Here is a 23354-nt window from a genome sequence, read left to right on the forward strand (position 1 = left end):
GAAACGTGGCAGTCAAAGGAGCTAAATGTGTTACCCATGTCCTGACACACCTGTTACCCATGTCTCCGGTCTATACACAGCAGCAAAGAAAGTGACTGCTGCCCCGCATAGGGGCGAAGCTAATAAACCGACACGAATACGGGAACCGGCGACAACAAGCAAACAAACCACCTTGGCAAAATGTGCAAAACCGTGGCGCCCCGTGGCGCCCTTCACGTCGATGTCACAGATCTCTGCAATCCTTCGGGTCGAAGGTCGCACCAGACCTTCCAAACATCCCCGACACGAGAGACCACCATGAACCGCGATTTTCGCTTCGCGCGCAACGTGCTGCCGGCGTTCGCCGCCGCTTTCACCCTGCTTGCCGCGATGCCCGTGCACGCCGCCGACGCCGTCGTCCTGTACACCGCCGACGGCCTCGAGAATCTCTACAAGGACGTGCTTCCCGCATTCGAAAAGAAGGAAGGCGTGAAGGTCAATATCGTCACGGCGGGCAGCGGTGAAGTGGTGAACCGCGCGACCGTCGAAAAGGATTCGCCCAAGGCCGACGTGCTGGTCACGCTGCCGCCTTTCATCCAGCAAGCTCAGCAAGTCGGTCTGCTGCAGCCGTATCAGAGCGTGAACTACAAGAACGTGCCCGCGATCGCGAAGGAAAAAGACGGCGCATGGGCCACGTTCGTGAACAACTACTTCTCGTTCGCGATCAACCCCGAAGTCACGAAGAGCGCACCGAAAACCTTCGCCGATCTCCTGCATCCGAACTACGCGGGCAAGATCGCATACTCGAATCCGGCCACCGCGGGCGATGGCATGGCCGTCATCATCCTCACCTCCGCGCTGATGGGCGAAGATCAGGCGTTCAACTACCTCAAGAACCTTGAGCAGCACGCCAAGTTCCACACCAAAGGCACCGGCTATCTCGACGTGCTGCTCTCGCGTAACGAGATCGCATTCGCAAACGGCGACCTGCAAATGGATCTCGACGACGCCGCGAACGGCGGTCTGTCGATCAAGCCGCTCTTTCTCTCGCACAAGGCGGGCGAAGCGCCGACCACGTTCCAGTTGCCGTATGCGATCGGTCTCATCAAGAGCGGTCCGAATCAGGCTGCGGGCAAGAAGCTGATCGACTATCTGATGTCGTCGGACGTGCAGGCGAAAGTGCCGGATATCTACGGCATTCCGGGCCGCACCGACGTGCCGCTCGCAGGCAAGAACGGCGATGCGGTCAAGCAGGCGATCTCAGGCGTGAAGCTCATTGCCGTAGACTGGAACGAAGTCATGCGGAAGAAGGCCGGCTGGACCGAGCGCTGGAAAACCGAGGTGATCGGCAACTCGGGCAAGCAGACCGAACTCGTCAAGCCGAAGTCGTAACGTGAGCGCAATTCCCAAAGAAGCGTTCGGCGTCGATGAGACGTCGGGCGTACACATCGATCGTCTCACGGTGCGCTTCGGCGCGCGCACCGTGCTCGACGATCTCTCGCTTCGCATCGATCGCGGCGAGTTTCTCACCGTCCTCGGCCGAAGCGGCTGCGGCAAGACCACGCTGCTGCGCTTCATCGCAGGCTTCGTGAAGGCCGATGCGCTCGCGGGCAACCTGACGATCGCCGGTCGCGCTCTCACACACGTGCCGCCGCATCAGCGCAATCTCGGGCTGCTGTTTCAAAGCTATGCGCTTTTTCCGCATCTGTCCGTGTTCGATAACGTCGCGTTCGGCCTGCGCGCACGCAAGCTGAAGGCAAGCGAAATCACGCGGCGCGTCGCGGATGCGCTCAAGCTCGTGCAACTCTCCGATGCCGGTCACGTCATGCCCGCGCAGCTTTCCGGCGGCATGCAGCAGCGCGTCGCACTGGCGCGCGCGCTCGTCATCGAGCCGGATGTGCTGCTGCTCGACGAACCGCTTTCCGCACTCGATGCCAATCTGCGCGCTTCCGTGCGCAGCGAACTGAAGGCGCTGCATGAGCGCCTGCCGAATCTGACCATCGTATGCGTGACGCACGATCAGGACGATGCGCTCGTGCTGTCCGATCGCACCTTGTTGATGCGCGATGGCCGCATCGCGCAACTCGGCGCGCCGCGCGAACTGTACGACGCGCCCAGCGATGCGTTCGTCGCGCGCTATCTCGGCGCGGCGAATCTGTTGCCGCCGCGCGTGGTGTATCCCGTCGGCGATAAGCGCCACGACGAGCGCGAGCGTCTCGCGTGCATCCGTCCGGAGCGCTTCACGATTCAGCCGCTCGGCGACGGTCCGTTGCATGGCACGATCGCATCCGTCGAATGGTATGGCGCGGCGCTCTCCATTTCCGTCGCGCTCGATGCCTTGCCCGGCGAGGCGGTTCTCGTGACCGCGCAGCGCGGCCACGCGCGCATGCCGGACAAAGGCACGCGCGTTTCACTTCGCTTCGAGGCTGACGATGTCGTCCTTGTTCGTCCCTGACAGCGTCGCGCGCGACCGAGGCGGCATCAGCGACGCCGATCTCTCCGCGCAATTCGCCGCGCATGCCGCACAGGCGCAGCGCCGCGAGCGCAAGCAGCAATGGCATCTGCTCTTCATTCTCGTGTTCGTGCTGGGGCCGCTAGTCGTGTATCCGCTTGCGCGGCTCGTGATGCTGAGCGTGACGGGACCGAACGGCTATTCGCTGCACGCATATACCGCTTTCTTCGGCAATCCCGAAACGCGCGGCATGATCGGCACGACGCTCGGCATTCTGTTCGCGAGCGCGAGTATCGCTTCGTTGCTCGGCGTCGCGCTCGCGTCGATACTGTTTTTCCGGCCGTTCGCGGGCGCACGGCTGCTCACGCGCTTTCTGGAGTTGTTCGTCGCGTTTCCTTCGTTTCTGGTCGCCTTCACGCTGATCTTTCTGTATGGCTCGCAAGGCTCGGTGAGCATCGGCCTGCAGCGGATATTTTCGCTCGATGCGGCGCCGCTCGATTTCCTGTTCGGCATCGGCGGCGTGGTTCTCGCGGAAGTCGTGTTCTATGCGCCGTTCGTCGTGCGCCCGGCGCTGGCGTCCTATGCGACGCTCGACATGCGTCTCGTCGAAGCCGCGAAGAGCCTCGGCGCAGATGGCTGGATGGTCGCGACGAAGGTCGTGTTGCCGCTCGCGTGGCCGGGCATCGCGGCGGGCACGATCCTGTGCTTTCTGCTCACGCTGAACGAGTTCGGCATTCTGCTCGTGCTCGGCAGCGCGCATCTCATCACGCTGCCGATCGCGATCTATAGCGCCGCTACCGTCGATCTCGATCTGCCGACCGCGGCGGCGGGATCGGTCGTGATGCTGCTGATGTCGCTGTCGCTGTATGCGCTGTACCGGCGCGTCAATCGACGTGCGGGAGAGCGCTGACATGCAACTCATTGCCGCCGCATTCAGGCCGAAGGCGCTGTTGCGTCATGCGCTCACCGCGTTCGTCGCGCTGCTCTGCTTCTGGCTGTTCGTGCTGCCGGTCGTCGTGGTCGCGCTGTCGAGCGTGGCGTCGCACTGGTCGGGCACGATCCTGCCCGACGGTTTCAGCACACGCTGGTTCGCGCGCCTTTCCTCCAGCGATCTCGACGCCGTCATGACCAGTCTCGAAGTGGGCCTGGGCGTCGCGTTCCTCGGCACCGCGCTCGGATTGTGGCTCTCGCTCGCGCTTGAAGGACGCGACCGGCGCGGTCTTGGCGCGCTCGTCGATGCCGTCGCGATGATGGGCAGCGGCGTGCCGAGCGTCGTGCTCGGCCTCGCGGTGCTGATCGCGTATCACAAGCGTCCGCTCGATCTGTCCGGCTCGGCCGCGATCGTCGTGCTCGTGCAGCTCGCGCTCGTCTTGCCGTTCTGCTATCGCTGCGCTGCGGCTGCGCTGCGCCCCGAACTCACGACGCTGCGCGAAGCTGCCGCGAGTCTCGGCGCGCCGCCGCGCATGGTGCTCATACGCGTGGTGCTGCCGCAACTCGTGCCGGCGATACGCGCGAGCCTCGCGCTCGGCTTCGCGCTCTCGCTCGGCGAACTCGGCGCGACGCTGACCGTCTATCCGCCCGGCTTCGCGACGGTGCCGATCGTCGTCGTGGGGCAGGTCAATCGCGGCTACTATCTGCCGGCGTCCGCGCTGTCGCTCATTCTGCTGGGCGTTTCGCTCGCCGCGCTTCTGCTGATCGCCGCTCGCTCGTCGCGCCGTTGAATCGCGGGTAAAACATCAGGATAACGAATCAAAAATTAATTCATAATGAAAGTCCCGCTGTTGCGAAGAGCAATTCGCGGGCCTACGTCCGTTTCGGCCTCGTCATACCAAAAAAAATAAAACTGGCGTAACCTGCACGTTCAGGCATGGTCGCACCCGCGTGACCGGAGGGGCAGGCGCCGAAATGGGGCGTTCGATGTGAACTCCGGGCATGCTTTCGCGGTCGTTGCATATGTTGCAAAAACCGGAGGTATCGATGACATCCGTCGACCTGGAATTCGACCAGCTCAATAGCACCGTCGATGCGCTCAGGCGCTCCATCTCGAACCGCCTGATGTATGGCGTCGGCAAGGATTCGGTCACCGCGCAGCCGCGCGACTGGCTGCATGCCGTCGAACTGGCGGTACGCGACCGTCTCGTCGCGCGCTGGATGCGCACCACGCGGCTCCAATACGAACAGGACGTGAAACGCGTCTATTACCTGTCGATGGAGTTTCTCATCGGCAGGACGTTCACCAACGCGCTGCTCGCGCTCGGCATCCACGACGAAGTGCGCGACGCGCTCGCGGGCCTCGGCGTCGATCTCGCGGTGCTGGAGGATCTGGAGCCGGACGCCGCGCTCGGAAACGGAGGCCTCGGGCGGCTCGCCGCCTGCTTCCTCGATTCGATGGCGACCGTCGGCGTGCCCGGCTTCGGCTACGGCATTCGTTACGAATACGGCATGTTCCGGCAGACCATCGTCGACGGCAATCAGGTCGAGATGCCCGATTACTGGCTGCGCGCGGGCAATCCGTGGGAGTTTCCGCGTCCCGAGGTCGTGTACACCGTGCACTTCGGCGGCCGCACCGTGCAGCATGACGACCGGACCGACTGGATCGACACCGAGCACGTCAACGCGATGGCCTACGACACGGTCATCCCCGGCTTCGCGACGACCGCGACCAACACGCTGCGCCTGTGGTCCGCGCGCGCGACCGACGAGTTCGATCTGTCCGCATTCAATCAGGGCGACTATCGCCGCGCGGTGGAGGCGAAGAACACGTCCGAGCACGTGTCGCGCTTGCTGTATCCCGATGACTCGACGCAAGCGGGGCGCGAACTGCGTCTGCGTCAGGAATACTTCTTCGTCTCCGCGACGATGCAGGATCTGATCCGCCGCTATCAGCGCACGCATACGCACTTCGGGCGGCTGGCCGAAAAGGTGGCCGTGCATCTGAACGACACGCATCCGGTGCTCGCGATTCCGGAACTGATGCGCCTGCTCGTCGACCGGCATCATCTGCCGTGGGACAAGGCGTGGAAGCTCGTGCAGCAGATGTTCTCCTACACGAATCACACGCTGATGCCCGAAGCGCTCGAAACATGGGATGTCGAGATGCTCGCGCGTTTGCTGCCGCGGCATCTGGAGATCATCTTCGAGATCAACGCGCAGTTCCTGAAACAGGTGACGGAGAAGTTCGGACGCGATGTCGATCTGATCCGCCGTATCTCGCTCGTGGATGAATACGGCCAGCGCCGCGTGCGCATGGCGCATCTCGCGATCGTTGCGAGCCACACGGTGAACGGCGTGTCGAAGCTGCATTCGCAACTGATGGTGCAGAACATCTTCTCCGACTTCGCGCGCATGTATCCGGAGCGCTTCACCAACGTGACGAACGGCATCACACCGCGCCGCTGGCTCGCGCAGGCGAGTCCGTCGCTGTCTTCGTTGATCGACAAGCGGCTCGGGCCGCGTTGGCGCACCGATCTCTTCGAACTCGGCCGGCTGCGTGAATGGCGCGACGACCCCGAGTTCCGCAAGGCGTTTCACGACGCGAAGTTCGCCAACAAGCTGCGGCTCGTGGAGCGCGCGAAACGCGACGCCAACGCGATCATCAGTCCCGAAGCGCTGTTCGATCTTCAGGTGAAGCGCATCCACGAATACAAGCGGCAACTGCTCAACATCCTGTATGTGATCGTGCGCTACAACCGCATCCGCGAGAATCCGGAGCAGGACTGGACGCCGCGTGTTGTGATGTTCGCGGGCAAGGCGGCGTCGGCGTACAAGATGGCGAAGAACATCATCAAGCTCATCAACGATGTGTCGAAGAAGGTCAATTCCGATCCGCTCGTCGGCGACCGGCTGAAGGTCGGCTTCATTCCGAACTACGGTGTGAGCGTCGCCGAACTCATCATTCCGGCGGCGGATCTGTCGGAGCAGATTTCGATGGCCGGCACCGAAGCGTCGGGCACCGGCAACATGAAGCTCGCGTTGAACGGCGCGCTGACCATCGGCACGCTCGATGGCGCGAACATCGAAATCTGCGATGCCGTCGGGCGCGAAAACATCTTCATCTTCGGCAACACGACCGACGAGATCGAATCGCTGCGGGCGGCGGGGTATCGGCCGCGGCAGATCTACGAAGAGAACGCGGAGCTGAAGCTCGCGCTCGACCAGATCCGCCTCGGTCATTTCTCGCCGGAAGAGCCGCATCGCTTCTACGACATCTTCCATACGCTCGTGGACTGGGGCGACCACTACATGGTGCTCGCCGATTTCGCCAGCTTCGACAAGACGCAAAGCGAAGTCGATCTCAAGTTCCGCGACAAGGACGCGTGGACGCGAAGCGCGATCGAGAATGTCGCGGGCATGGGCATCTTCTCGTCGGATCGCACGATCGCGGAGTATGCGCGCGATATCTGGCACGTCGAAACGTTGCAGGTGACGTGACGCGCGTAGCGCCTTAAGCCGTCAGCGCCGCGTGATGCGAATCACGCGGCCGAGCGTCGCATTGGGAAACCACGCGATGATCTTGCCGATCACCGCGTTTGCGTCCACGTCGTCCGTTTCGACATAGAGCGTCGTGCAGTCGTGACGGCGGTTCGTCGCGACCACATGCGCGCGCGCGTCCGCACCGAAAGCGTGCGCGAGCAGTTCGCGCGCGGGTGCGGAGTTCAGACCGGGAACGGTCAGGTCGAAAGCAAGGCAGTGACGCGATTCGCGGCGGCGCGGCGAGCCGCCGTTGAACGCATGGGGAATGACGGGCAGACCGGTTGTGCGGTACATCGAAGACAGCCGCCGATAGCGGCTCGAAGTGGCAACGAATCCACTCTAGCGCCGCCCGCCTAAACACCGCGATAAAGTCGCGCGCGGCGCTATCAATGCGTCGTAAAGATCACGCCTGCGGCTTCGACGCTGCGCCTGCCGCGTGTTTCGCGACCGCATCGCCGACGAGCGTGGCCACTTTGTCCGCGAATTCCTGATCTTTGGTGATGAGCACTTCGCGCTCGCCATCGGGCGTCGCGACCATCAGCTGATAGATCACGTCCTGCGTGATCCACGTGAGGTAGCCCACCACGATCATCATTACGCCGAGCACGAACGCCGCGCCCAAGCCCGTGACGATGCCCGCGGCGAGCCCCGCCAGCCCGATCAGCGCAATGATGACCGGCAACGGCTTCTGACGCGGAATCATCACGACGCGCGCGGCGCGCAGCTCGCGCAGCGGAATCATCTGGCCCGATGCCGACAGGCCGGCGCGCGACAACGTGACGCCGCGTTCGTTGAAAGGAGTATCCATGAGGTTTCTTGCTCTTCGTTGCGGCCGATGAAACCGGGGAGGGTACCAGACGGGGCGACGCACGGGCAGGGGCTTTCGCCTTTCATTTTTCTTGCGGAGACCGTCCTGCCATTTCCGATTTGCATATCGTGAATTTACGATATATACTTCGCTCCAAGACGATTCGGAAGACCTGTGCTTCCGTCCGTCAGACGCATGAGCAACGAAATGGACATCGACGCAATTCACAAGGCCCTCGCCAACCCCCTTCGCCGCGAAATTCTCGAATGGCTGAAGGAGCCCGAACGGCATTTCCCCAGCCAGGAATTGCCGCACGTGCATGGCGTCTGCGCGGGTCAGATCGATGACCGCTGCGGCATGTCGCAGTCGACCGTTTCCGCGCATCTCGCGACCTTGCACAAAGCGGGGCTCGTCACCACGAAGCGCGTTGGACAGTGGGTGTTCTTCAAGCGCGACGAGGCGGTCATTCAGGCGTTCCGCGATTCCATCGGGAATCTGTGAGCATCTGACTTGCCGCACGGTGATGAACTGCTTTCAACTTCATTAGGATACCTTTTCATGTCGACACTCTTCGATCCGCTCAAGGTTGGCGCACTCACACTCAAGAACCGCATCATCATGGCGCCGCTCACGCGTCAGCGCGCGGGCGTCGAGCGCGTGCCCAACGCGCTCATGGCGCAGTACTACGCGGACCGCGCAGCGGCGGGTCTCATTCTCAGCGAGGCGACCTCGGTGACGCCGCAGGGCGTCGGCTATGCCGATACGCCGGGCATCTGGTCCGACGAGCAGGTGGAAGGCTGGAAGCTCGTGACGAAAGCCGTGCACGACGCGGGCGGCAAGATCTTCCTGCAACTGTGGCACGTGGGCCGCATCTCCGATCCGGTGTTCCTGAACGGCGAACTGCCGGTCGCGCCGAGCGCGATCGCGGCGGGCGGCCACGTGAGTCTCGTGCGTCCGCAGCGTCCGTTCGTGACGCCGCGCGCGCTCGAACTCGATGAAATCGCCGGCGTGGTCGCGGCCTTCCGCAAGGGCGCGGAGAACGCGAAGCGCGCGGGGTTCGACGGCGTCGAAGTGCACGGCGCGAATGGCTATCTGCTCGACCAGTTCCTGCAGGACAGCACCAACAAGCGCACGGATGCCTACGGCGGCCCGATCGAAAATCGTGCGCGCTTGCTGCTCGACATCGTCGACGAAGTGATCAACGTGTGGGGCGCGGATCGTGTCGGCGTACATCTCGCGCCGCGCGCCGATTCGCACACAATGGGCGATAGCGATCGCGCCGCCACCTTCGGCTATGTCGCGCGCGAGCTCGGCAAGCGGAAGATCGCGTTCATCGCGGCGCGCGAGCGTGAAGACGCGGACAGCCTCGGGCCGCAGTTGAAAAAGGCGTTCGGCGGTGTGTATATCGCCAACGAAGGCTTCTCGAAAGCAAGCGCCGAAGCAATCATCGCGCGCGGTGATGCGGACGCGGTCGCGTGGGGCAAGCCGTTCATCGCGAATGCGGATCTCGTGCGCCGCTTCGAGCTGGATGCGTCGCTCAACGACTGGGATACGTCGACGTTCTATGCGCCAGGCGCGGAAGGCTACACGGACTATCCGTTGCTCGAAACGGCGGAGTAACGCGTTTCGCAGATTGCGTTCGCATGTGGAAGCAGCGGCTCTTGAGCCGCTGCTTTTTTTTGGTGTTTTTGTTTGCACCGGAAAAGTATTGGTCTGGGCCGCCGATATAATCGACTGACGAAAGCAGCCCCGCCGTGGCGCATGGAATATCGACGTTTTCATCACCATGACCGGCAGGGAACGATGTCTCGAATGAAGAGCCAACGCGGATGATAGCGAGGCTCGTGCCGCAAAAGGAGTTCCCATGTCATGGCTTGCAGAAACGTTACGTAGTTATCCTGAAATTGCTATTTTTCTGTCGCTCGGCATCGGTTACTGGGTCGGCGCAAAAACCTTTCGCGGTTTCAGCCTCGGCGCGGTGACGGCGACGCTGCTCGCGGCCATCGCGATCGGCCAGTTGGGCATCACCGTTTCGCCAAACGTCAAATCCGTCTTCTTTCTGATGTTCCTGTTCGCCGTGGGTTACGGCGTCGGCCCGCAATTCGTGCGCGGCATCGCGAAGGACGGGTTGCCGCAGGCGCTCTTTTCGGTCATCCAATGCGTGTTGTGTCTGGCGGCGCCTTATGCCGCCGCGAAGATCGCGGGCTTCGACGTCGGCTCGGCGGCGGGCCTGTTCGCCGGCTCGCAGACGATCTCGGCATCGATGGGCCTCGCGACCGACGCCATCAACCGTCTCGGCCTGCCGCCCGGACAGAGCAAGGCGCTGCTCGACGCAATGCCGACCGCCTACGCCGTGACCTACATCTTCGGGACGATCGGGTCCGCGCTGATTCTCGCAATGCTCGGTCCGCGTCTGCTCAAGATCGATCTGGTTGCAGCTTGCAAGGAGTACGAGGCGACGCTCGGCGGCGGAAGCGAATCCGCCGGCGGGAACCAGGCGTGGCACCAATTCGAGCTGCGCGCATATCGCGTGGCCGAGCACGGACGCGCGAGCGGCATGTCGATCGCGCAGGTCGAGGCACTCGAGCCGGCCGGCGCGCGGCTATTCATCGAGCGCATCCGGCGCGGCAACATCATTCAGGAAGCAAAGATCGACGACGTGCTGCAACCCGGCGACGTCATTGCGGTGTCGGGGCGGCGCGAACTGCTCGTCGATCTGCTCGGCGGCGGCGCGGCCGAAGTGGAAGATGCAGAGCTGCTCGCAGTGCCGTTCGAAGGCGTCGATGTCTACGTGACCAGCAAGGACGTTCACGGCAAGACGCTGCAGGAACTCGCGCACTCGCCCGCCGCGCGCGGCGTGTTTCTTCGCAAGATTAAGCGCGGCGCGACCGAGACGCAGATTCCCATCTTGCCGAGCACGAAGCTGTATCGCGGCGACACGCTCACGCTCTTCGGCCGCACGCAGGACACATCGGCGGCCGCGAAGCGTCTCGGGGTGCTCGATCGTCCGACCGATGCCGCCGACATGGCTTTCGTCGGCTTCGCGATCACGCTGGGCGCGCTGATCGGCGCGCTCGTGTTGCATGTCGGCGCAATTCCGATCACGTTGTCCACGGCGGGCGGCGCGCTGATCGCGGGCATCGTGTTCGGCTGGCTGCGCGCGATTCATCCGACCTTCGGCCGCATTCCGTCGCCGACCATCTGGTTCATGAACTCCGTCGGACTGAACGTCTTCATCGCCGTGGTGGGCATATCGGCGGGTCCGGGCTTCGTCGCGGGACTGCAGAAGCTCGGCGCGAGCCTCTTTCTGTGGGGCATTTTCGCGTCGGCTGCGCCGCTCATCATCGGCATGTACATCGCGAAATACGTCTTCAGGTTCCATCCCGCGATCCTGCTCGGCATCTGCGCGGGCGCACGCACGACGACCGCCGCGCTCGGCATGATCTGCGACGCGGCGAAGAGCCAGGTGCCGGGCCTCGGCTACACGGTCAGCTATGCGGTGGGCAATACGCTGCTCACGATCTGGGGAATGGTCATCGTGATGCTGCTCACATGACGTCTTTCTCTTGTTGGTTGGTTCAATTCATCAATTGTTGAGGTGTTGGATGGCAAAGTCGACTCAATCAGGCTCCGGGGATCGCGCCGGCATGGCGTCGCTCAGTCCGTTTGAACTGAAGGACGAACTCATCAAGGCGGCGGGCGGCGGGGCGGTCGAGCGCCCGGCGAACCTTTCGATGCTCAACGCGGGGCGCGGCAACCCCAACTTCCTCGCGACGGTTCCGCGGCACGGCTTCTGGCAACTCGGCCTGTTCGCGATGCGTGAGTCGGAGCGCTCGTTTGCGTACATGTCCGAAGGTGTCGGCGGCTTTCCGATGCACGAAGGGCTGGAGGAACGCTTCGAGATTTTCGCCCGCGAAAACAAGGGCGTGCCGGGCATCTCGTTTCTTCTGGGCGCCGTTTCCTATGTGCGCGACCAACTCGGTCTGAACGCCGGCGACTTTCTCTATGAAATGTGCGAAGGCATTCTGGGGTCGAACTATCCCGTGCCGGACCGCATGCTGAAGCTCTCGGAGCAGATTGTCGCGCAATATCTGCGGCGCGAAATGATCGGCAAGCATCCGTTCGTCGGCGATTTCGATGTCTTCGCGGTCGAAGGCGGCACGGCGGCGATGACATACGTCTTCAACACGTTGCGCGAGAATTTTCTCATCAGCGCGGGCGACACCATCGCGCTCGGCACGCCGATCTTCACGCCGTACATCGAGATTCCCCAACTGAATGACTACAAGTTGAATGTGGTCAATCTCGAGGCGGATGTCGCGAACGGCTGGCAATTCTCGAAGCAGGAACTCGACAAGCTGCGCGATCCGAAAGTGAAAGCGTTCTTCCTCGTGAACCCGAGCAATCCGCCGTCCGTGAAGATGGATACGAAGAGCCTCGAGTACATCGCGGACATCGTGAAGGAGCGGCCAGATCTGATCATTCTCACGGACGATGTCTACGGCACTTTCGCCGATGACTTTGTTTCCCTTTTTGCGCTGTGCCCGCAGAACACGATCCTCGTCTATTCGTATTCGAAGTATTTCGGCGCGACGGGCTGGCGTCTCGGCGCGATCGCAACGCATCGGGAAAACGTGCTCGACAAGCAGCTTGCCGCGCTTTCGAAAGAGAAGAGGGCGCAGCTTCACGCACGTTACGAGTCGATCACGACGGAGCCCGACAAGCTCATGTTCATCGACCGCCTCGTGGCGGAGAGCCGCACGGTCGCGCTGAATCACACGGCGGGTTTGTCGACGCCCCAGCAGGTGCAGATGGCGCTCTTCTCGCTCTTCTCACTGATGGACACGCCCGACGCATACAAGAATGCGTTGAAGCGTCTCATCCGCAGCCGCAAGCAGGCGCTCTATCGCGAAATCGGCATCGCTCCCGAGGCCAAAGACGAAAACGCCGTCGATTATTACGCGGTCCTCGACATGGAGTATCTCGGCGAGCGCAGGCACGGCCGCGAACTGGTCGAATGGATCATCGATAACACCGAGCCCTCCGAGATGCTTTTCAGGCTCGCGAAGGAAGCGCGCGTCGTGCTGCTGCCTGGCCGCGGGTTCGGCACGCAGCATCCGTCGGGGCGTGTGTCGCTCGCAAATCTGAACGAAAGCGACTACGTGCAGATCGGCCGGGCAATCCGCAAGCTCATGGACGAATATATCGAGCGTTACAACAAGGCCACGGGCAAGAAGTCCGACAAGGCGAAGTGAAAACCGTGACGTGAAAAAAACGGGCCGCTCATGCGGCCCGATTCACGACTGCTGGATGAAACGCGAAGCTTAGAACTTGTGGCGGATGCCGACGCGGAACGCGAGCTGGTTGTTTTCGCCCAGACCCGAGGTGCCGAAGTAGCTCGACGACGACGAGCCGATCGAAGCCTGATTCTGCACGCCGTTGTTCGAGCCCGACGCCTTCTGATAGACCGCCAGCGCGTACACGTCGGTGCGCTTGCTCAACGCGTAGTCGAAGCTCGCGTCGATCTGGTGCCAGTGGCCCGAGAAGTTGTCGTACAGGTCCATGTAGGTGTAGCCGAGGCCCGCCGTCATCGCGCTCGTGATCGCGTACTTGCCGCCGATATCGAACGCGTTGATGCGCGAGCTCGCGCCGACGATCGGCTCGAAGCGCGTGTTCGTCCACAGACCGAAGATCGTCGCCGCGCCGATCGTGTAGTTCGCGCCGATGCCGAAGCTGCGCAGGTCCTTCGCGTTGTTCGTCGTGCCGGTCAGGTTGAGGTTGGCGACCGTCGAACTGAACGCCGGCGTGGCGGCCGTCGGGAAGCGGATGTCCGTGTACGCGGCGCCGATGCCGAGCGGGCCAGCCTTGTAGTTCAGGCCGAAGCTGTAGGCGCGCGACGAACCTTGCGTCGTCGTGGTGCCGACCGTCGTGTTCGGCGTGCCCGCGAATCCGCCAGCCGTGTTCGAGAAGCCGTACAACGCACCGAACGTAAGGCCGTAGAAGTTCGCGCTCGTGAACTTCACCGCATTGTTGATACGGCTCGACGTCAGCTGGTCGAAGTCGTTCATGTGATACGCGTAGTTGCCCGCAACGGTCTGCCCACCGATCGAGTAGTTCGAGCCGAGGAAGTCGGTGTTGAAGCTGTACTGGCGACCGAACGTCAGCGAGCCGACGTTGTTCTGCGCGAGACCGACATACGCCTGACGGCCGAATTCCGCGCCGCCCTGGCCGAGCGCGCCGGTGCCGCTGTTGAAGCCGTTCTCCAACGTGAAGATCGCCTTCAGGCCGCCGCCGAGGTCTTCAACGCCTTTCAGGCCCCAACGGCTGCCTTGCGCGACGCCGTCGTCGTACTTGACGAGGGAGTCGCCGGCGCGCGTCGGGCTGGTCGAGCTGTTGTTGACGTAGCTGATACCGGCGTCGATGATGCCGTACAGCGTGACGCTGCTTTGCGCGTGGGCGGACGTGGCTGCGAGAACGCTGAATGCGGCGAGCGCGGCGGTCGCCAAGAGATTCTTCTTCAAAACAAGCTCCGTGAGTTGGTTCGCGGTGTGGTGTCGACGGTGTCTGCGTGTTCGCGCTCTGACGGCGCGTGGTGCGACGGGCGCAAATGTAGCGATTGCCGAAGAAAGGAATGTGACAACGCTTTCAACCGGCTTGCGTTGTATCGCGCGAACAACAGCGCTGACGAAAGCGGGTCGCATGTGCGTGGGCGCGCGCGTGCGGGGCACGAGGCGCGCACGGTATGCTTGCAGTTCGATGACACGCGAGCGAAATCATGGACCGAACAAGCATGGACGAACAGGGAATCCGCGAACTGGAGGAACGCCTGAAGAAGGCGATGCTGGCATCGGACGTCGACGCGCTCGATGCGCTATTGGCCGACAACCTGAGTTTCGTGGATGCAACCGGCAAGGTCTGGACGAAAGCCGACGATCTGAACGGCCATCGCTACGGCATGCAGCGCATCGAGAAGCTGGACGTGGAAGAGCAGAGCGTGCGCGTGTACGGCAGCTTCGCCGTGACGGTGACGCGCGTGGCGTTATCGGGGACGTTCGCGGGCGCCCCGTTCGCAGGCAGCTTGCGCTACACGCGAACCTGGGGCGAGATAAACGAAAAAAACGGCGGTGGAACGTGGCGCGTGGTGGCCGCGCAATGTGGCCTCGCGCCTTTCTAGAAGCGCGTTCTCAGGCGGACAGCAGAGAACCCGTGCGATAAGCCTTGGCACCCGCGATGCGCGCCACTTCGAGACCGGCGGTCGCGAAGCGCGTGATGTGCCGCGCGTACATCACGCCCGAGGTCGTGCATTCGAGCGTGGTGACGACGTCGGTGAGCGGATCGACGATATCGGCGATCGGCGTGCCTGCTTCGATGAACGCGCCCACTTCGGCGCGGAACACGAGCACGCCCGACGCCGGCGCCACGATCGGCTCGGCACCCGCGAGCGGCGTCGCCGGGAACGCGAGCGGCGGCTGCTCGGGCACGGGCGCATCGATCACGCCGCGGTGGATCAGATAGTTGACGATCGCCTGCGCGTCTTTATCGGCGAGCTCGTAGGACACATCGTGCTGGCTGCGCAACTCGACCGTGACCGAGATGCCGCCGTTCGGAATCGGAAAGCGCTCGCTATAACGCTGACGCAAGTCCGACCAGCAGAAGCTGTGAATCTCGTCGAACGGGTTGCCGACTGAATTCAGCGCGAGCAACGACGCTTTCGCGTCGAGATAGCGCGCGAGCGGCTCCACTTCGTCCCAGATATCCGGGTTCGTGTAGAGATGCAGCGCGGCGTCGAGATCGCAATGCAGGTCGAGCACGACATCGGCGTCGAAGGAGAGCTTTTGCAGCGCGAGGCGTTGCGATTCGAGCTCCGTGTGCGGCGTCTGCTCGCCGAGCGCTTCTTGCATCGCGGCGCGCACGGCGAGCTTGTTGGCGTCGGCGTCCTTGCCGAGGCGCGCCTCGACGCGCGGCGCGATCAGCGCGGCGAGATCGTAGAAATTGCGGTTGAAGTTGTGGCCGCTGTTCGTCTCGAAGCGGCCCATCAGCGTGCCGTGCAGATGCTGTGACAGGCCAATCGGGTTCGGCACAGGTACGATCACCACTTCGCCGCGCAGCTTGCCCGCAGCCTCGAATTCGGCGAGATGACGCCGCAGGCGCCACGCGACGAGCATGCCGGGGAGCTCGTCCGCATGCAGCGAGGACTGGATATAGATTTTCTGGCCGCCGCCAGGGCCGTAGTGAAAGCTGGTGATGTTGCGGGAAGTGCCGAGCGTCGGCGAGATCAGGGGATGGGTTCTGGTTTGCATAGTGGTCGCGCGCAGGCGAGTGCGCCGGTCTTGCCTCGGAAAAGGACTTCGCGCCGCGGTGTCTCCTTCCGTCGGCGCTGTCTCGAACGCTCGATCTTAGCGGAAATCCGGCGTCGAAACCGCTGTCCGAAAAGGAAACGGGCTCCGCGCCTTGAAGCGTGGAGCCCGTTTTCGTCAGCCTTTCAGCCTTCAGGCTGTCGGACTTAGCCGCCGTACACGTCGAAGTCGAAGTACTTCTTCTCGATCTTCTTGTAGGTGCCGTCCTTGATCATATCGGCGATCGCCTTGTCGATCTTCGCCTTCAGGTCGGTGTCTTCCTTGCGCAGACCGATGCCCGCGCCGTTGCCGAGCGTCTTCGGATCGTCGATGTTCTGGCCGGCGAAATCGAAGCCCGCGCCGCGCGGCGTCTTCAGGAAGCCGAGTTCGGCCTGCACCGCGTCCTGCAGCGCCGCGTCGAGACGGCCCGAGATCAGGTCGGCGTAGACCTGGTCCTGGTTCTGATACGGCGTAACCGTCACGCCCTTCGACGCCCAATAGGTTTTCGCGTAGGTTTCCTGGATCGTGCCCTGCTCGACGCCCACGTTCTTGCCCTTCAGGCTGTCAGCCGTCGGCAGGATGTTGCTGCCTTTTTTCGCGACGAGGCGCGTCGGCGTGTTGAAGAGCTTGCTCGAGAATGCGATCTGCTCGGCGCGCTGCGGGGTCATCGACATCGACGAAAGCACGCCGTCGAACTTCTTCGCCTTGAGCGCGGGGATCATGCCATCGAAGTCGTTTTCGACCCACACGCACTTGGCTTTCAGGCGCGCGCAGATTTCGTTGCCGAGATCGATGTCGAAGCCGACCAGCTTGCCGTCGGAACCTTTCGATTCGAACGGCGGATAGCTTGCATCGACGCCGAAGCGGATCGTCGAATAGTCCTTCGCCTGCGCCGCCGTGACGGCGGTGAGCGACGTGGCGGCGAGGAGGGACATCGTGAGTGCCGCAAGCAGTTTCTTCACTGTTTTAACTCCAGAGGATGGTCAGTTCGGCCCGGTAGGTCTCGTATCCGGACGTCCGGCGCGTCGTTGGGCGCCGGAGCATGAATATCCGGCGGATCGTGTCCGCTCAGAATCGGCAGAAGGTTACCAAGCCAAAATAGTTCGGGAGCTAGTAAAAGCCCCGATAGCAGCAGCTTTAGAAGTTTTCCTCGCTTGGCCCGCCGGTTTCAGCGCGTGCGCAACGGGTGATCCTTGAGGAACCACGACAGCCCGAACGCGACGAGCGCGATGCTCGCCGCGACGAGATAGACCGTGTGCATCGAGCCCGCGAACGCGTGCAGATAGTCGTCGTGCAGCGCGGGCGACAGATGCGCGACCGCCTGCGGCCCGAGCGATTGCGGCAATTCCGTGCCCGGCGGAATGAGCGTTTCGAGGCGCGAGCGCAAGCTGTTTGAAAAGATCGCGCCGAAGGCCGCCACATCAACCGAGCCGCCGATCGAGCGAAAGAGCGTTGCGCTGGAGGTCGCCACGCCCATCAGCCGGAATTCCACGACGTTCTGCACCGCGAGCACGAGCACCTGCATCACCATGCCGAGCCCGAGGCCGAGCAGCGCCATGTAGATGTTCATGGTCCAGAGCGGCGTGTCGAGGCTCAAGGTGGAGAGCAGCAGCATCGCGACGGTGACGAGCGCCGTGCCCGCGATCGGAAAGAAGCGATACTTGCCGACCTTGCTGATGACGCGCCCGCTCACGATCGACGAAAGCAGCACGCCGCCCATCATCGGCGTGATCTGCAGGCCTGCGCCGGAAGGCGTCGAGCCCTTCACGACTTGCAGATAGAGCGGCAGGAACGTGACCGCGCCGAACAGCGCGCAGCCGACGATGAAGCCGATCAGCCCCGCCAGCACGAAGGTGCGCTCCTTGAAAAGCGAGAGCGGCATGATCGGTTCGGCGGCGAGGCGTTCCTCGTAGACGAAACCGCCGAGACACACGAGGCCGAGCAGCAGCGTGCCCCAAACCTGCGGCGAGGTCCACGGCAGAAGCGTGCCGCCTTCGCTCGTAAAGAGAATGATGCAGGTCAGCGCGGCTGCGAGAAAGCCCGCGCCCAGATAGTCGACGCGATGATTCACGTGCGCCGTGTGCGGCTTGAACACCATCTGGATGACCGCGAGCGCGATCAGCCCGAGCGGCAGGTTGATATAGAAAATCCAGCGCCACGACAGATGCTCGACGAGAAAGCCGCCGAGCAGCGGGCCGACGACGGTCGCAAGGCCGTACACGCCGCCGAAGAGCCCCTGGAAGCGGCCGCGTTCGGCGGGCGGGATGACATCGGCGATGGCGGCCATCGTGATGACCATGAGTCCGCCGCCGCCGAGGCCTTGCAGCGCGCGCAGCACGATCAGCTGCGTCATGTTCTGCGCGACGCCGCAGAGGATCGAGCCGGCGAGAAAGATCAAGATCGACGCCTGAAGCACGACCTTGCGGCCGAACTGATCGCCGAACTTGCCGTAGAGCGGCACGACGATGGTCGAGCTGAGCAGGTAGGAAGTGACGACCCACGAGAGATTTTCGAGCCCGCCGAGATCGCCGACGATGGTCGGCAGCGCGGTCGACACGATGGTCTGATCGAGCGCGCCGAGCAGCATCACGAGCAGGAGCGCCGTGAACAGCAGCCTGATGGGCGGCTTTGATACGACGCCGGTTTCGTCGGACGGGTCCGCACCCGCGACGGCGGTTTGATGCAAAGATGTCATGTTGAATGAATGATTTTGGACGGCGCTTCACGAATCCGCGACGGGCGAGCACCCGGCAAGTCAGGCGGATTGTAATTAATTAACGCGGAAGTTAATATAGACGACGGGTGAATTTTCGTCAAATCGAGCTATGGCCAACGATGTGCTGGACCGCGGCGCGGGCGCCCCGCCGCAGAAAAAAACGGGGCGCCGGCCCGGACGTCCGAGCGGGGCGCACGGGGAGCAGGCGCGTGCGCAATTGCTGGATATCGCGCTTGAACTGTTCGCGCGGCAGGGCATCGGAGAAACGACGCTCGGCGCGATCGCGCGCGAGGCTGGCGTCACGCCGGCGATGGTTCATTACTACTTCAAGACGCGCGACCAACTGCTCGACATGCTGATCGACGAACGGCTCGTCCCGCTGCGCATCGAACTTGCCCGCGTATTCAACGATCCGCATGCGGAGCCTGTCGAAACCTTGCGTGCGTTCGTCGAAACGCTTGTCGCGACGGTCGAGAAGTGTCCGTGGTTCGCGGCGCTGTGGGTGCGCGAGATGATCAGCGAGGGCGGACTCCTGCGTCAACGCATGGCCCAGCGCTTCGGCGACGAGCACAAGGACCGTGCGATCGAGCGAATCGCGGGCTGGCAGAAGGAGGGTAAGCTGAATCCCGCGCTGGAGCCGTCGCTCGTGTTCGCGTCGCTGTTCGGACTGACGGTGTTCCCGCTCGCGACGACGCGCTGGCGTGCCGTAGGGGACCGCGCGGTGAGTTCCGAGCAGCTCGCCCGGCACGTCGTCGCGCTGCTGATGAACGGCATCCAGCCCTACTGAATGGGGCTGTCCGGCTCATCCGGTTCAAGCGAGCCGGAGCGATAAGAGGCAAGATGATGGGTTCCGGCGGCGCGTTTGTGCTTTCACGCGTCATCGTGCCGCCCGACATTTCCGTAAGCTGCGCCACGCTTGCGCGCTCGTTTTGCGAGCGGCGCCGGCGACGCGGATCATGCAATCGATTTTTCTCGGAGGTCGTACATGGCAAGTGCAGGATACACGGACACACGTCTTTTCATCGATGGCGAATGGTGCGACGCCACGTCCGGCGAAACGATCAACGTCGTGAGCCCCGCGACGGGCGATGTCATCGGCAAGGTCGCGAAGGCGGGCACGGCCGATCTGGAGCGCGCGGTCAAGGCGTCGCGGCAGGGTTTCGCGACCTGGCGCAAGCTCACCGCAATAGAACGCGCCAACACGATGCGCAAGGCCGCCGCGCTGATCCGCGAGCGCGCGGATTCGATCGCGCGGCTGATGACGCAGGAGCAGGGCAAGCCGCTCGCCGAGGCGCGCGTCGAGGTCAACTCGGCAGCGGACATCATCGAGTGGTTCGCGGATGAAGGGCGCCGCGTCTATGGCCGGATCGTGCCGCCGCGCAATGTCAACGCGCAGCAAACCGTCGTCAAGGAACCGGTCGGCCCGGTGGCCGCCTTCACGCCGTGGAATTTCCCGGTGAATCAAGTGGTGCGCAAGCTGTGCGCGTCGCTCGCGACCGGCTGCTCGTTCATCGTGAAGGCGCCCGAGGAAACGCCGGCTTCGCCCGCCGAGCTGATCCGCGCGTTCGCCGACGCGGGCGTGCCGAAAGGCGTCGTCCAGCTCGTCTACGGCCATCCACCGCAGATCTCGGAGTTCCTGATCGCGCATCCGGATATCCGCAAGGTGACGTTCACCGGTTCGACCGCAATCGGCAAGCAACTTGCGGCGCTCGCCGGCCAGCACATGAAGCGCGCGACGATGGAACTCGGCGGACACGCGCCGGTGATCGTCGCGGAGGACGCGGACGTCGAGCTGGCGGTGAAGGCATCGGGCGCGGCGAAGTTCCGCAACGCGGGCCAGGTCTGCATTTCGCCGACGCGCTTTCTCGTGCACAACAGCCTGAAGCAGGACTTCATCGCGGCGCTCGTGAAGCACGCGGAAAGCCTGAAAGTGGGCGACGGCCTCGCGGACGGCACGACGCTCGGGCCGCTCGCCAACGCGCGCCGCATCACGGCGATGAACAGCGTCATCGAGAACGCGCGCAAAACGGGCGCGACGATCGCGACGGGCGGTGAGCGCATCGGCACGGCGGGCAACTTCTTCGCGCCGACGGTGATCACCGATGTCTCGCTGGAAGCCGGCGTGTTCAATGCGGAGCCGTTCGGACCGGTCGCAGCGGTGCGCGGCTTCGATGTCCTCGAGGACGCGATCGCGGAAGCGAATCGTCTGCCGTACGGTCTCGCCGGCTACGCCTTCACGCGTTCGTTCAAGAACGTGCATCTGCTCACCAACCAGCTCGAAGTGGGCATGTTGTGGATCAACCAGCCGGCCACGCCGTGGCCCGAGATGCCGTTCGGCGGCGTGAAGGATTCGGGTTACGGTTCCGAAGGCGGACCGGAGGCGCTGGAGCCGTATCTGGTGTCGAAATCGGTCACCGTGATGGCGGTTTGATGCAAGAGCCCCGGTTTCGACCGGGGCTTTTTTCGCGGGCGTAGCCGTGCTCGAATCTCACGTCACGCGGAGAACCGCGCGCGAGCGCTGCGAATCGACGTTCTGTGTGCCAGAATCCGCAGAACGTACCCGATCGGCGGCCAATATTCGAATATGTCCGATACGCTCAACCCAGTAGAAGCAGATCATGCGATGCGCAACTGGACGTACCGGTCGGCGGGGAACATTCCGATCGGCTCGGACCTCCACAAGCGCATGTTCTGCGAGATGTTGCTGACGACGCACAACCCGTACAAGCCCGCTGTCATCGAATGGCCGAAGCTCGATCCGGCGGCTTTGAAGCGCGTGACGTCGCTGCCGATCTGGGACATCGCCGTGCAGACTGAAGGGCGCGCGTCGATTCGCGTCGCGACCTACGCCGCGAGCGTCGCCGATCCGCACCTGCGCGAAGCACTGCGCATGAACGGCGGCGAAGAGGCGCGCCACAAGCTGGTGCTGTCGAAGCTCGTCGAGGCGTACGGGATCGAGCTCGCACCGGAGCCGCCGTATCCCGCGCCCGCCGATGCGCTGCGCGCGTGGATGCTGACGGGCTACAGCGAGTGCATCGACAGTTTCTTCGCGTTCGGTCTTTTCGAGGCGGCGCGGCAGTCGGGTTACTTTCCCGAGGCGCTCGTCGAGACCTTCGAGCCGGTCATTCAGGAAGAAGCGCGGCACATCCTCTTTTTCGCGAACTGGGTTGCGTGGTACCGGCGCGGCCTGCCGTGGTATCGCAAGCCGTGGTTTTTCGCGAAAACCGCGAGCGTGTGGTTCTCGCTCGTTCGCGACCGCATCTCGCTCGCGCGTGGCTTCGACAAGAGCGGCGCGGCGCAGGACGCGAATTTTCCGGCCAATGTGGGCGATTCAGTCGCGGGCAACGTGACGGTGCGTGCGTTGATCGAGCTGTGTCTTACCGAAAACGACCGGCGCATGGGCGGCTACGACGCGCGCCTGCTGCGCCCCATCACCGTGCCGAGTCTCGCGCGTTTCGCGCTGCGCTTCATCAGGAAGTAGGTTTTTCGCGCGCGGTGCCCGCTTCGTAGCGCCGCGACGCTTCCTCGACGTCCTGGCGGAATTGCGCAAGCGCGGCGAGTTTCACATCGGGCGGCTGCAATGCGGCCCACAACACTTCCACCAGTTCGTTCGCCGTCATCTCGATCTGAGCCTGACTCAGCCGGCGCTTCGCGAGCGTCGCGTCCCAGAGGACGTGCTCCATCGGCCCAAAGACCAGCGAGCGCAGCAATCGCAGCGGCATATCGTTGCGGACATGGCCGACGGTCTGGCCGCGCGCGAGCACGTCCATCAGCGGGGCGGTGTAGCGGCGCTGATATTCCGTGAGCGTGTCGGAGAGATCGTGCTGCTTCGTGCGCCCTTCCGACAAAACCAGCGCGCACAGCCCCGTGCCGTTCGTCAGCATCAACCGCATATGCGTTCGAACGATGAATGCGAACTGCTGCCGCACCGAGCCGTCGCGCGGCAGGCCGGTTTCGAAGGCATCGATGATTTCGTCGTACCAATCCGCGATCACGCGCGCGCAGAGTTCGCGCTTGCCGCTGAAATAGCTGAACACCGTCGCTTCCGATATGCCGGCGCGCTGCGCGATCTCGGCGCTGGTCGCGGCGTCGTAGCCTTTTTCGGCGAAGACGTCGCGGCCCGCCTGAAGGATGTCCTTCACGCGCTGCTGCGATTTGACGCCCGCTGGCGTGCGGCGGCTGGTGCTGGTTTGCGTGGACATGGCGGCAATGCGTCGGAGAATAAATGTGAGCGTAGCTCAAAAACCTATTGACGGCTAGCCGATTTGAGCGTGAAATTGCCTCATTCCGTGGTTTGCTGCCCTGTGTGAGTGAAACTCATTTTTCAGGGCGCGCCCAAAACATCGTATCTGGAGGAGACGACCCCATGAGCACCGTACCCGGCCTGAATTTCGCGTTGGGCGAAGACATCGACATGCTGCGCGATTCGCTCGCCAACTTCGCGTCGAAGGAAATCGCGCCGCGCGCGGGCGAAATCGATCACACCGACCAGTTCCCGATGGACCTGTGGAAGAAGCTCGGCGATCTCGGCGTGCTCGGCATGACCGTCTCCGAGGAATACGGCGGCGCGAACATGGGCTACACGGCGCA

The 23354-nt window shown here is 63.3% G+C and carries 21 protein-coding genes; 14 read left to right on the forward strand and 7 right to left on the reverse strand.

Annotation, left to right across the window (positions count from 1 at the left end; genetic code table 11):
• Nucleotides 1–297: 297 nt before the first annotated feature.
• The 5 genes from phnS to AWB75_RS33705 all read left to right on the forward strand — a co-directional run bounded on the left by phnS (nt 298) and on the right by AWB75_RS33705 (nt 6862).
• Nucleotides 298–1371, forward strand: coding sequence for a 2-aminoethylphosphonate ABC transporter substrate-binding protein (phnS, locus tag AWB75_RS33685; protein ID WP_061128306.1), 1074 nt, complete (start codon nt 298–300; stop codon nt 1369–1371).
• A 1-nt stretch (nt 1372) separates the two neighbouring features.
• Nucleotides 1373–2434 carry a 2-aminoethylphosphonate ABC transport system ATP-binding subunit PhnT gene (gene phnT / locus AWB75_RS33690; protein ID WP_061128307.1) on the forward strand — a complete coding sequence of 354 codons (1062 nt, stop codon included), beginning with the start codon at nt 1373–1375 and terminating at the stop codon, nt 2432–2434.
• Nucleotides 2412–3341 (forward strand): 2-aminoethylphosphonate ABC transporter permease subunit, encoded by a 930-nt coding sequence (gene phnU / locus AWB75_RS33695; protein ID WP_061128308.1) that lies wholly within the window; start codon nt 2412–2414, stop codon nt 3339–3341. Before phnT ends, phnU begins: the two co-directional genes overlap by 23 nt.
• 1 nt (nt 3342) lies before the next feature.
• Entirely contained in the window at nt 3343–4152 is an 810-nt protein-coding gene (gene phnV / locus AWB75_RS33700) for a 2-aminoethylphosphonate ABC transport system, membrane component PhnV (RefSeq protein WP_061128309.1), read from the forward strand.
• A 256-nt stretch (nt 4153–4408) separates the two neighbouring features.
• Nucleotides 4409–6862 (forward strand): glycogen/starch/alpha-glucan phosphorylase, encoded by a 2454-nt coding sequence (locus AWB75_RS33705; RefSeq protein ID WP_061128325.1) that lies wholly within the window; start codon nt 4409–4411, stop codon nt 6860–6862.
• Nucleotides 6863–6883: 21 nt separating this feature from the next.
• Here AWB75_RS33705 and AWB75_RS33710 read toward each other — a convergent pair whose 3' ends face one another.
• Together AWB75_RS33710 and AWB75_RS33715 are read right to left on the reverse strand one after the other, a co-directional pair.
• Nucleotides 6884–7198, reverse strand: a complete 315-nt coding sequence (locus tag AWB75_RS33710) for a hypothetical protein (protein ID WP_061128310.1) — start codon at nt 7196–7198, stop codon at nt 6884–6886.
• Nucleotides 7199–7307: 109 nt separating this feature from the next.
• Nucleotides 7308–7712 (reverse strand): DUF6232 family protein, encoded by a 405-nt coding sequence (locus AWB75_RS33715; RefSeq protein WP_061128311.1) that lies wholly within the window; start codon nt 7710–7712, stop codon nt 7308–7310.
• Nucleotides 7713–7907: 195 nt separating this feature from the next.
• Between AWB75_RS33715 and AWB75_RS33720 the strand changes: the two genes are divergently transcribed.
• The 4 genes from AWB75_RS33720 to AWB75_RS33735 all read left to right on the forward strand — a co-directional run bounded on the left by AWB75_RS33720 (nt 7908) and on the right by AWB75_RS33735 (nt 12967).
• Nucleotides 7908–8213, forward strand: a complete 306-nt coding sequence (locus tag AWB75_RS33720) for an ArsR/SmtB family transcription factor (RefSeq protein ID WP_061128312.1) — start codon at nt 7908–7910, stop codon at nt 8211–8213.
• Between the two features lie 57 nt (nt 8214–8270).
• Nucleotides 8271–9332 carry an alkene reductase gene (locus AWB75_RS33725; RefSeq protein WP_061128313.1) on the forward strand — a complete coding sequence of 354 codons (1062 nt, stop codon included), beginning with the start codon at nt 8271–8273 and terminating at the stop codon, nt 9330–9332.
• Between the two features lie 244 nt (nt 9333–9576).
• Entirely contained in the window at nt 9577–11268 is a 1692-nt protein-coding gene (aspT, locus tag AWB75_RS33730) for an aspartate-alanine antiporter (protein WP_061128314.1), read from the forward strand.
• Nucleotides 11269–11317: 49 nt separating this feature from the next.
• Nucleotides 11318–12967, forward strand: coding sequence for a bifunctional aspartate transaminase/aspartate 4-decarboxylase (locus AWB75_RS33735; RefSeq protein WP_061128315.1), 1650 nt, complete (start codon nt 11318–11320; stop codon nt 12965–12967).
• A 69-nt stretch (nt 12968–13036) separates the two neighbouring features.
• On the opposite strand, the gene AWB75_RS33740 is transcribed toward AWB75_RS33735, so the two are convergent.
• A complete protein-coding gene (locus tag AWB75_RS33740) occupies nt 13037–14233 on the reverse strand; it encodes a porin (protein ID WP_061128316.1) in 1197 nt (398 codons plus the stop codon).
• Nucleotides 14234–14487: 254 nt separating this feature from the next.
• Here AWB75_RS33740 and AWB75_RS33745 point away from each other — a divergent pair, with 254 nt between their 5' ends.
• A complete protein-coding gene (locus tag AWB75_RS33745) occupies nt 14488–14886 on the forward strand; it encodes a nuclear transport factor 2 family protein (protein WP_235012376.1) in 399 nt (132 codons plus the stop codon).
• A gap of 10 nt (nt 14887–14896) precedes the next feature.
• Here AWB75_RS33745 and AWB75_RS33750 read toward each other — a convergent pair whose 3' ends face one another.
• From AWB75_RS33750 to AWB75_RS33760, 3 genes are all read right to left on the reverse strand, one after another.
• Complete coding sequence (locus tag AWB75_RS33750; RefSeq protein ID WP_061128318.1) at nt 14897–16012, reverse strand: succinylglutamate desuccinylase/aspartoacylase family protein; 1116 nt, start codon at nt 16010–16012, stop codon at nt 14897–14899.
• A 203-nt stretch (nt 16013–16215) separates the two neighbouring features.
• The gene (locus tag AWB75_RS33755; protein ID WP_061128319.1) at nt 16216–17010 is read right to left on the reverse strand and encodes an ABC transporter substrate-binding protein; all 795 of its coding nucleotides are present in this window, start codon (nt 17008–17010) and stop codon (nt 16216–16218) included.
• 206 nt (nt 17011–17216) lie between these two features.
• Nucleotides 17217–18743: an MDR family MFS transporter gene (locus tag AWB75_RS33760; RefSeq protein WP_061128320.1), complete on the reverse strand. Its 1527-nt coding sequence runs from the start codon at nt 18741–18743 to the stop codon at nt 17217–17219.
• Between the two features lie 130 nt (nt 18744–18873).
• On the opposite strand from AWB75_RS33760, the gene AWB75_RS33765 reads away from it, so the two are divergent.
• From AWB75_RS33765 to AWB75_RS33775, 3 genes are all read left to right on the forward strand, one after another.
• The gene (locus tag AWB75_RS33765; protein ID WP_061128321.1) at nt 18874–19551 is read left to right on the forward strand and encodes a TetR/AcrR family transcriptional regulator; all 678 of its coding nucleotides are present in this window, start codon (nt 18874–18876) and stop codon (nt 19549–19551) included.
• Nucleotides 19552–19749: 198 nt separating this feature from the next.
• A complete protein-coding gene (locus AWB75_RS33770; RefSeq protein ID WP_061128322.1) occupies nt 19750–21195 on the forward strand; it encodes an NAD-dependent succinate-semialdehyde dehydrogenase in 1446 nt (481 codons plus the stop codon).
• A 153-nt stretch (nt 21196–21348) separates the two neighbouring features.
• On the forward strand, nt 21349–22245 hold the full coding sequence (locus AWB75_RS33775) for a hypothetical protein (RefSeq protein ID WP_061128323.1): 897 nt from the start codon (nt 21349–21351) through the stop codon (nt 22243–22245).
• Here AWB75_RS33775 and AWB75_RS33780 read toward each other — a convergent pair.
• On the reverse strand, nt 22235–22966 hold the full coding sequence (locus AWB75_RS33780; RefSeq protein ID WP_061128324.1) for a TetR/AcrR family transcriptional regulator: 732 nt from the start codon (nt 22964–22966) through the stop codon (nt 22235–22237). The genes AWB75_RS33775 and AWB75_RS33780 overlap by 11 nt on opposite strands.
• A 164-nt stretch (nt 22967–23130) precedes the next feature.
• Between AWB75_RS33780 and AWB75_RS33785 the strand changes: the two genes are divergently transcribed.
• The coding region (locus tag AWB75_RS33785; RefSeq protein ID WP_200823075.1) for an acyl-CoA dehydrogenase family protein at nt 23131–23354 on the forward strand (224 nt) is incomplete at its 3' end.

This window comes from Caballeronia catudaia (assembly GCF_001544755.2).
In the GTDB taxonomy this organism is placed as follows: domain Bacteria; phylum Pseudomonadota; class Gammaproteobacteria; order Burkholderiales; family Burkholderiaceae; genus Caballeronia; species Caballeronia catudaia.

Coding starts and splice junctions, on each gene's coding strand:
- AWB75_RS33765 (WP_061128321.1), top strand. CDS start 18,874: ATGGCCAACGATGTGCTGGACCGCGGCGCGGGCGCCCCGCCGCAGAAA.
- AWB75_RS33725 (WP_061128313.1), top strand. CDS start 8,271: ATGTCGACACTCTTCGATCCGCTCAAGGTTGGCGCACTCACACTCAAG.
- AWB75_RS33775 (WP_061128323.1), top strand. CDS start 21,349: ATGTCCGATACGCTCAACCCAGTAGAAGCAGATCATGCGATGCGCAAC.
- phnS (WP_061128306.1), top strand. CDS start 298: ATGAACCGCGATTTTCGCTTCGCGCGCAACGTGCTGCCGGCGTTCGCC.
- AWB75_RS33735 (WP_061128315.1), top strand. CDS start 11,318: ATGGCAAAGTCGACTCAATCAGGCTCCGGGGATCGCGCCGGCATGGCG.
- AWB75_RS33780 (WP_061128324.1), bottom strand. CDS start 22,966: ATGTCCACGCAAACCAGCACCAGCCGCCGCACGCCAGCGGGCGTCAAA.
- AWB75_RS33750 (WP_061128318.1), bottom strand. CDS start 16,012: ATGCAAACCAGAACCCATCCCCTGATCTCGCCGACGCTCGGCACTTCC.
- phnU (WP_061128308.1), top strand. CDS start 2,412: ATGTCGTCCTTGTTCGTCCCTGACAGCGTCGCGCGCGACCGAGGCGGC.
- aspT (WP_061128314.1), top strand. CDS start 9,577: ATGTCATGGCTTGCAGAAACGTTACGTAGTTATCCTGAAATTGCTATT.
- AWB75_RS33770 (WP_061128322.1), top strand. CDS start 19,750: ATGGCAAGTGCAGGATACACGGACACACGTCTTTTCATCGATGGCGAA.
- AWB75_RS33720 (WP_061128312.1), top strand. CDS start 7,908: ATGAGCAACGAAATGGACATCGACGCAATTCACAAGGCCCTCGCCAAC.
- AWB75_RS33710 (WP_061128310.1), bottom strand. CDS start 7,198: ATGTACCGCACAACCGGTCTGCCCGTCATTCCCCATGCGTTCAACGGC.
- phnV (WP_061128309.1), top strand. CDS start 3,343: ATGCAACTCATTGCCGCCGCATTCAGGCCGAAGGCGCTGTTGCGTCAT.
- AWB75_RS33715 (WP_061128311.1), bottom strand. CDS start 7,712: ATGGATACTCCTTTCAACGAACGCGGCGTCACGTTGTCGCGCGCCGGC.
- AWB75_RS33760 (WP_061128320.1), bottom strand. CDS start 18,743: ATGACATCTTTGCATCAAACCGCCGTCGCGGGTGCGGACCCGTCCGAC.
- AWB75_RS33745 (WP_235012376.1), top strand. CDS start 14,488: ATGGACCGAACAAGCATGGACGAACAGGGAATCCGCGAACTGGAGGAA.
- AWB75_RS33705 (WP_061128325.1), top strand. CDS start 4,409: ATGACATCCGTCGACCTGGAATTCGACCAGCTCAATAGCACCGTCGAT.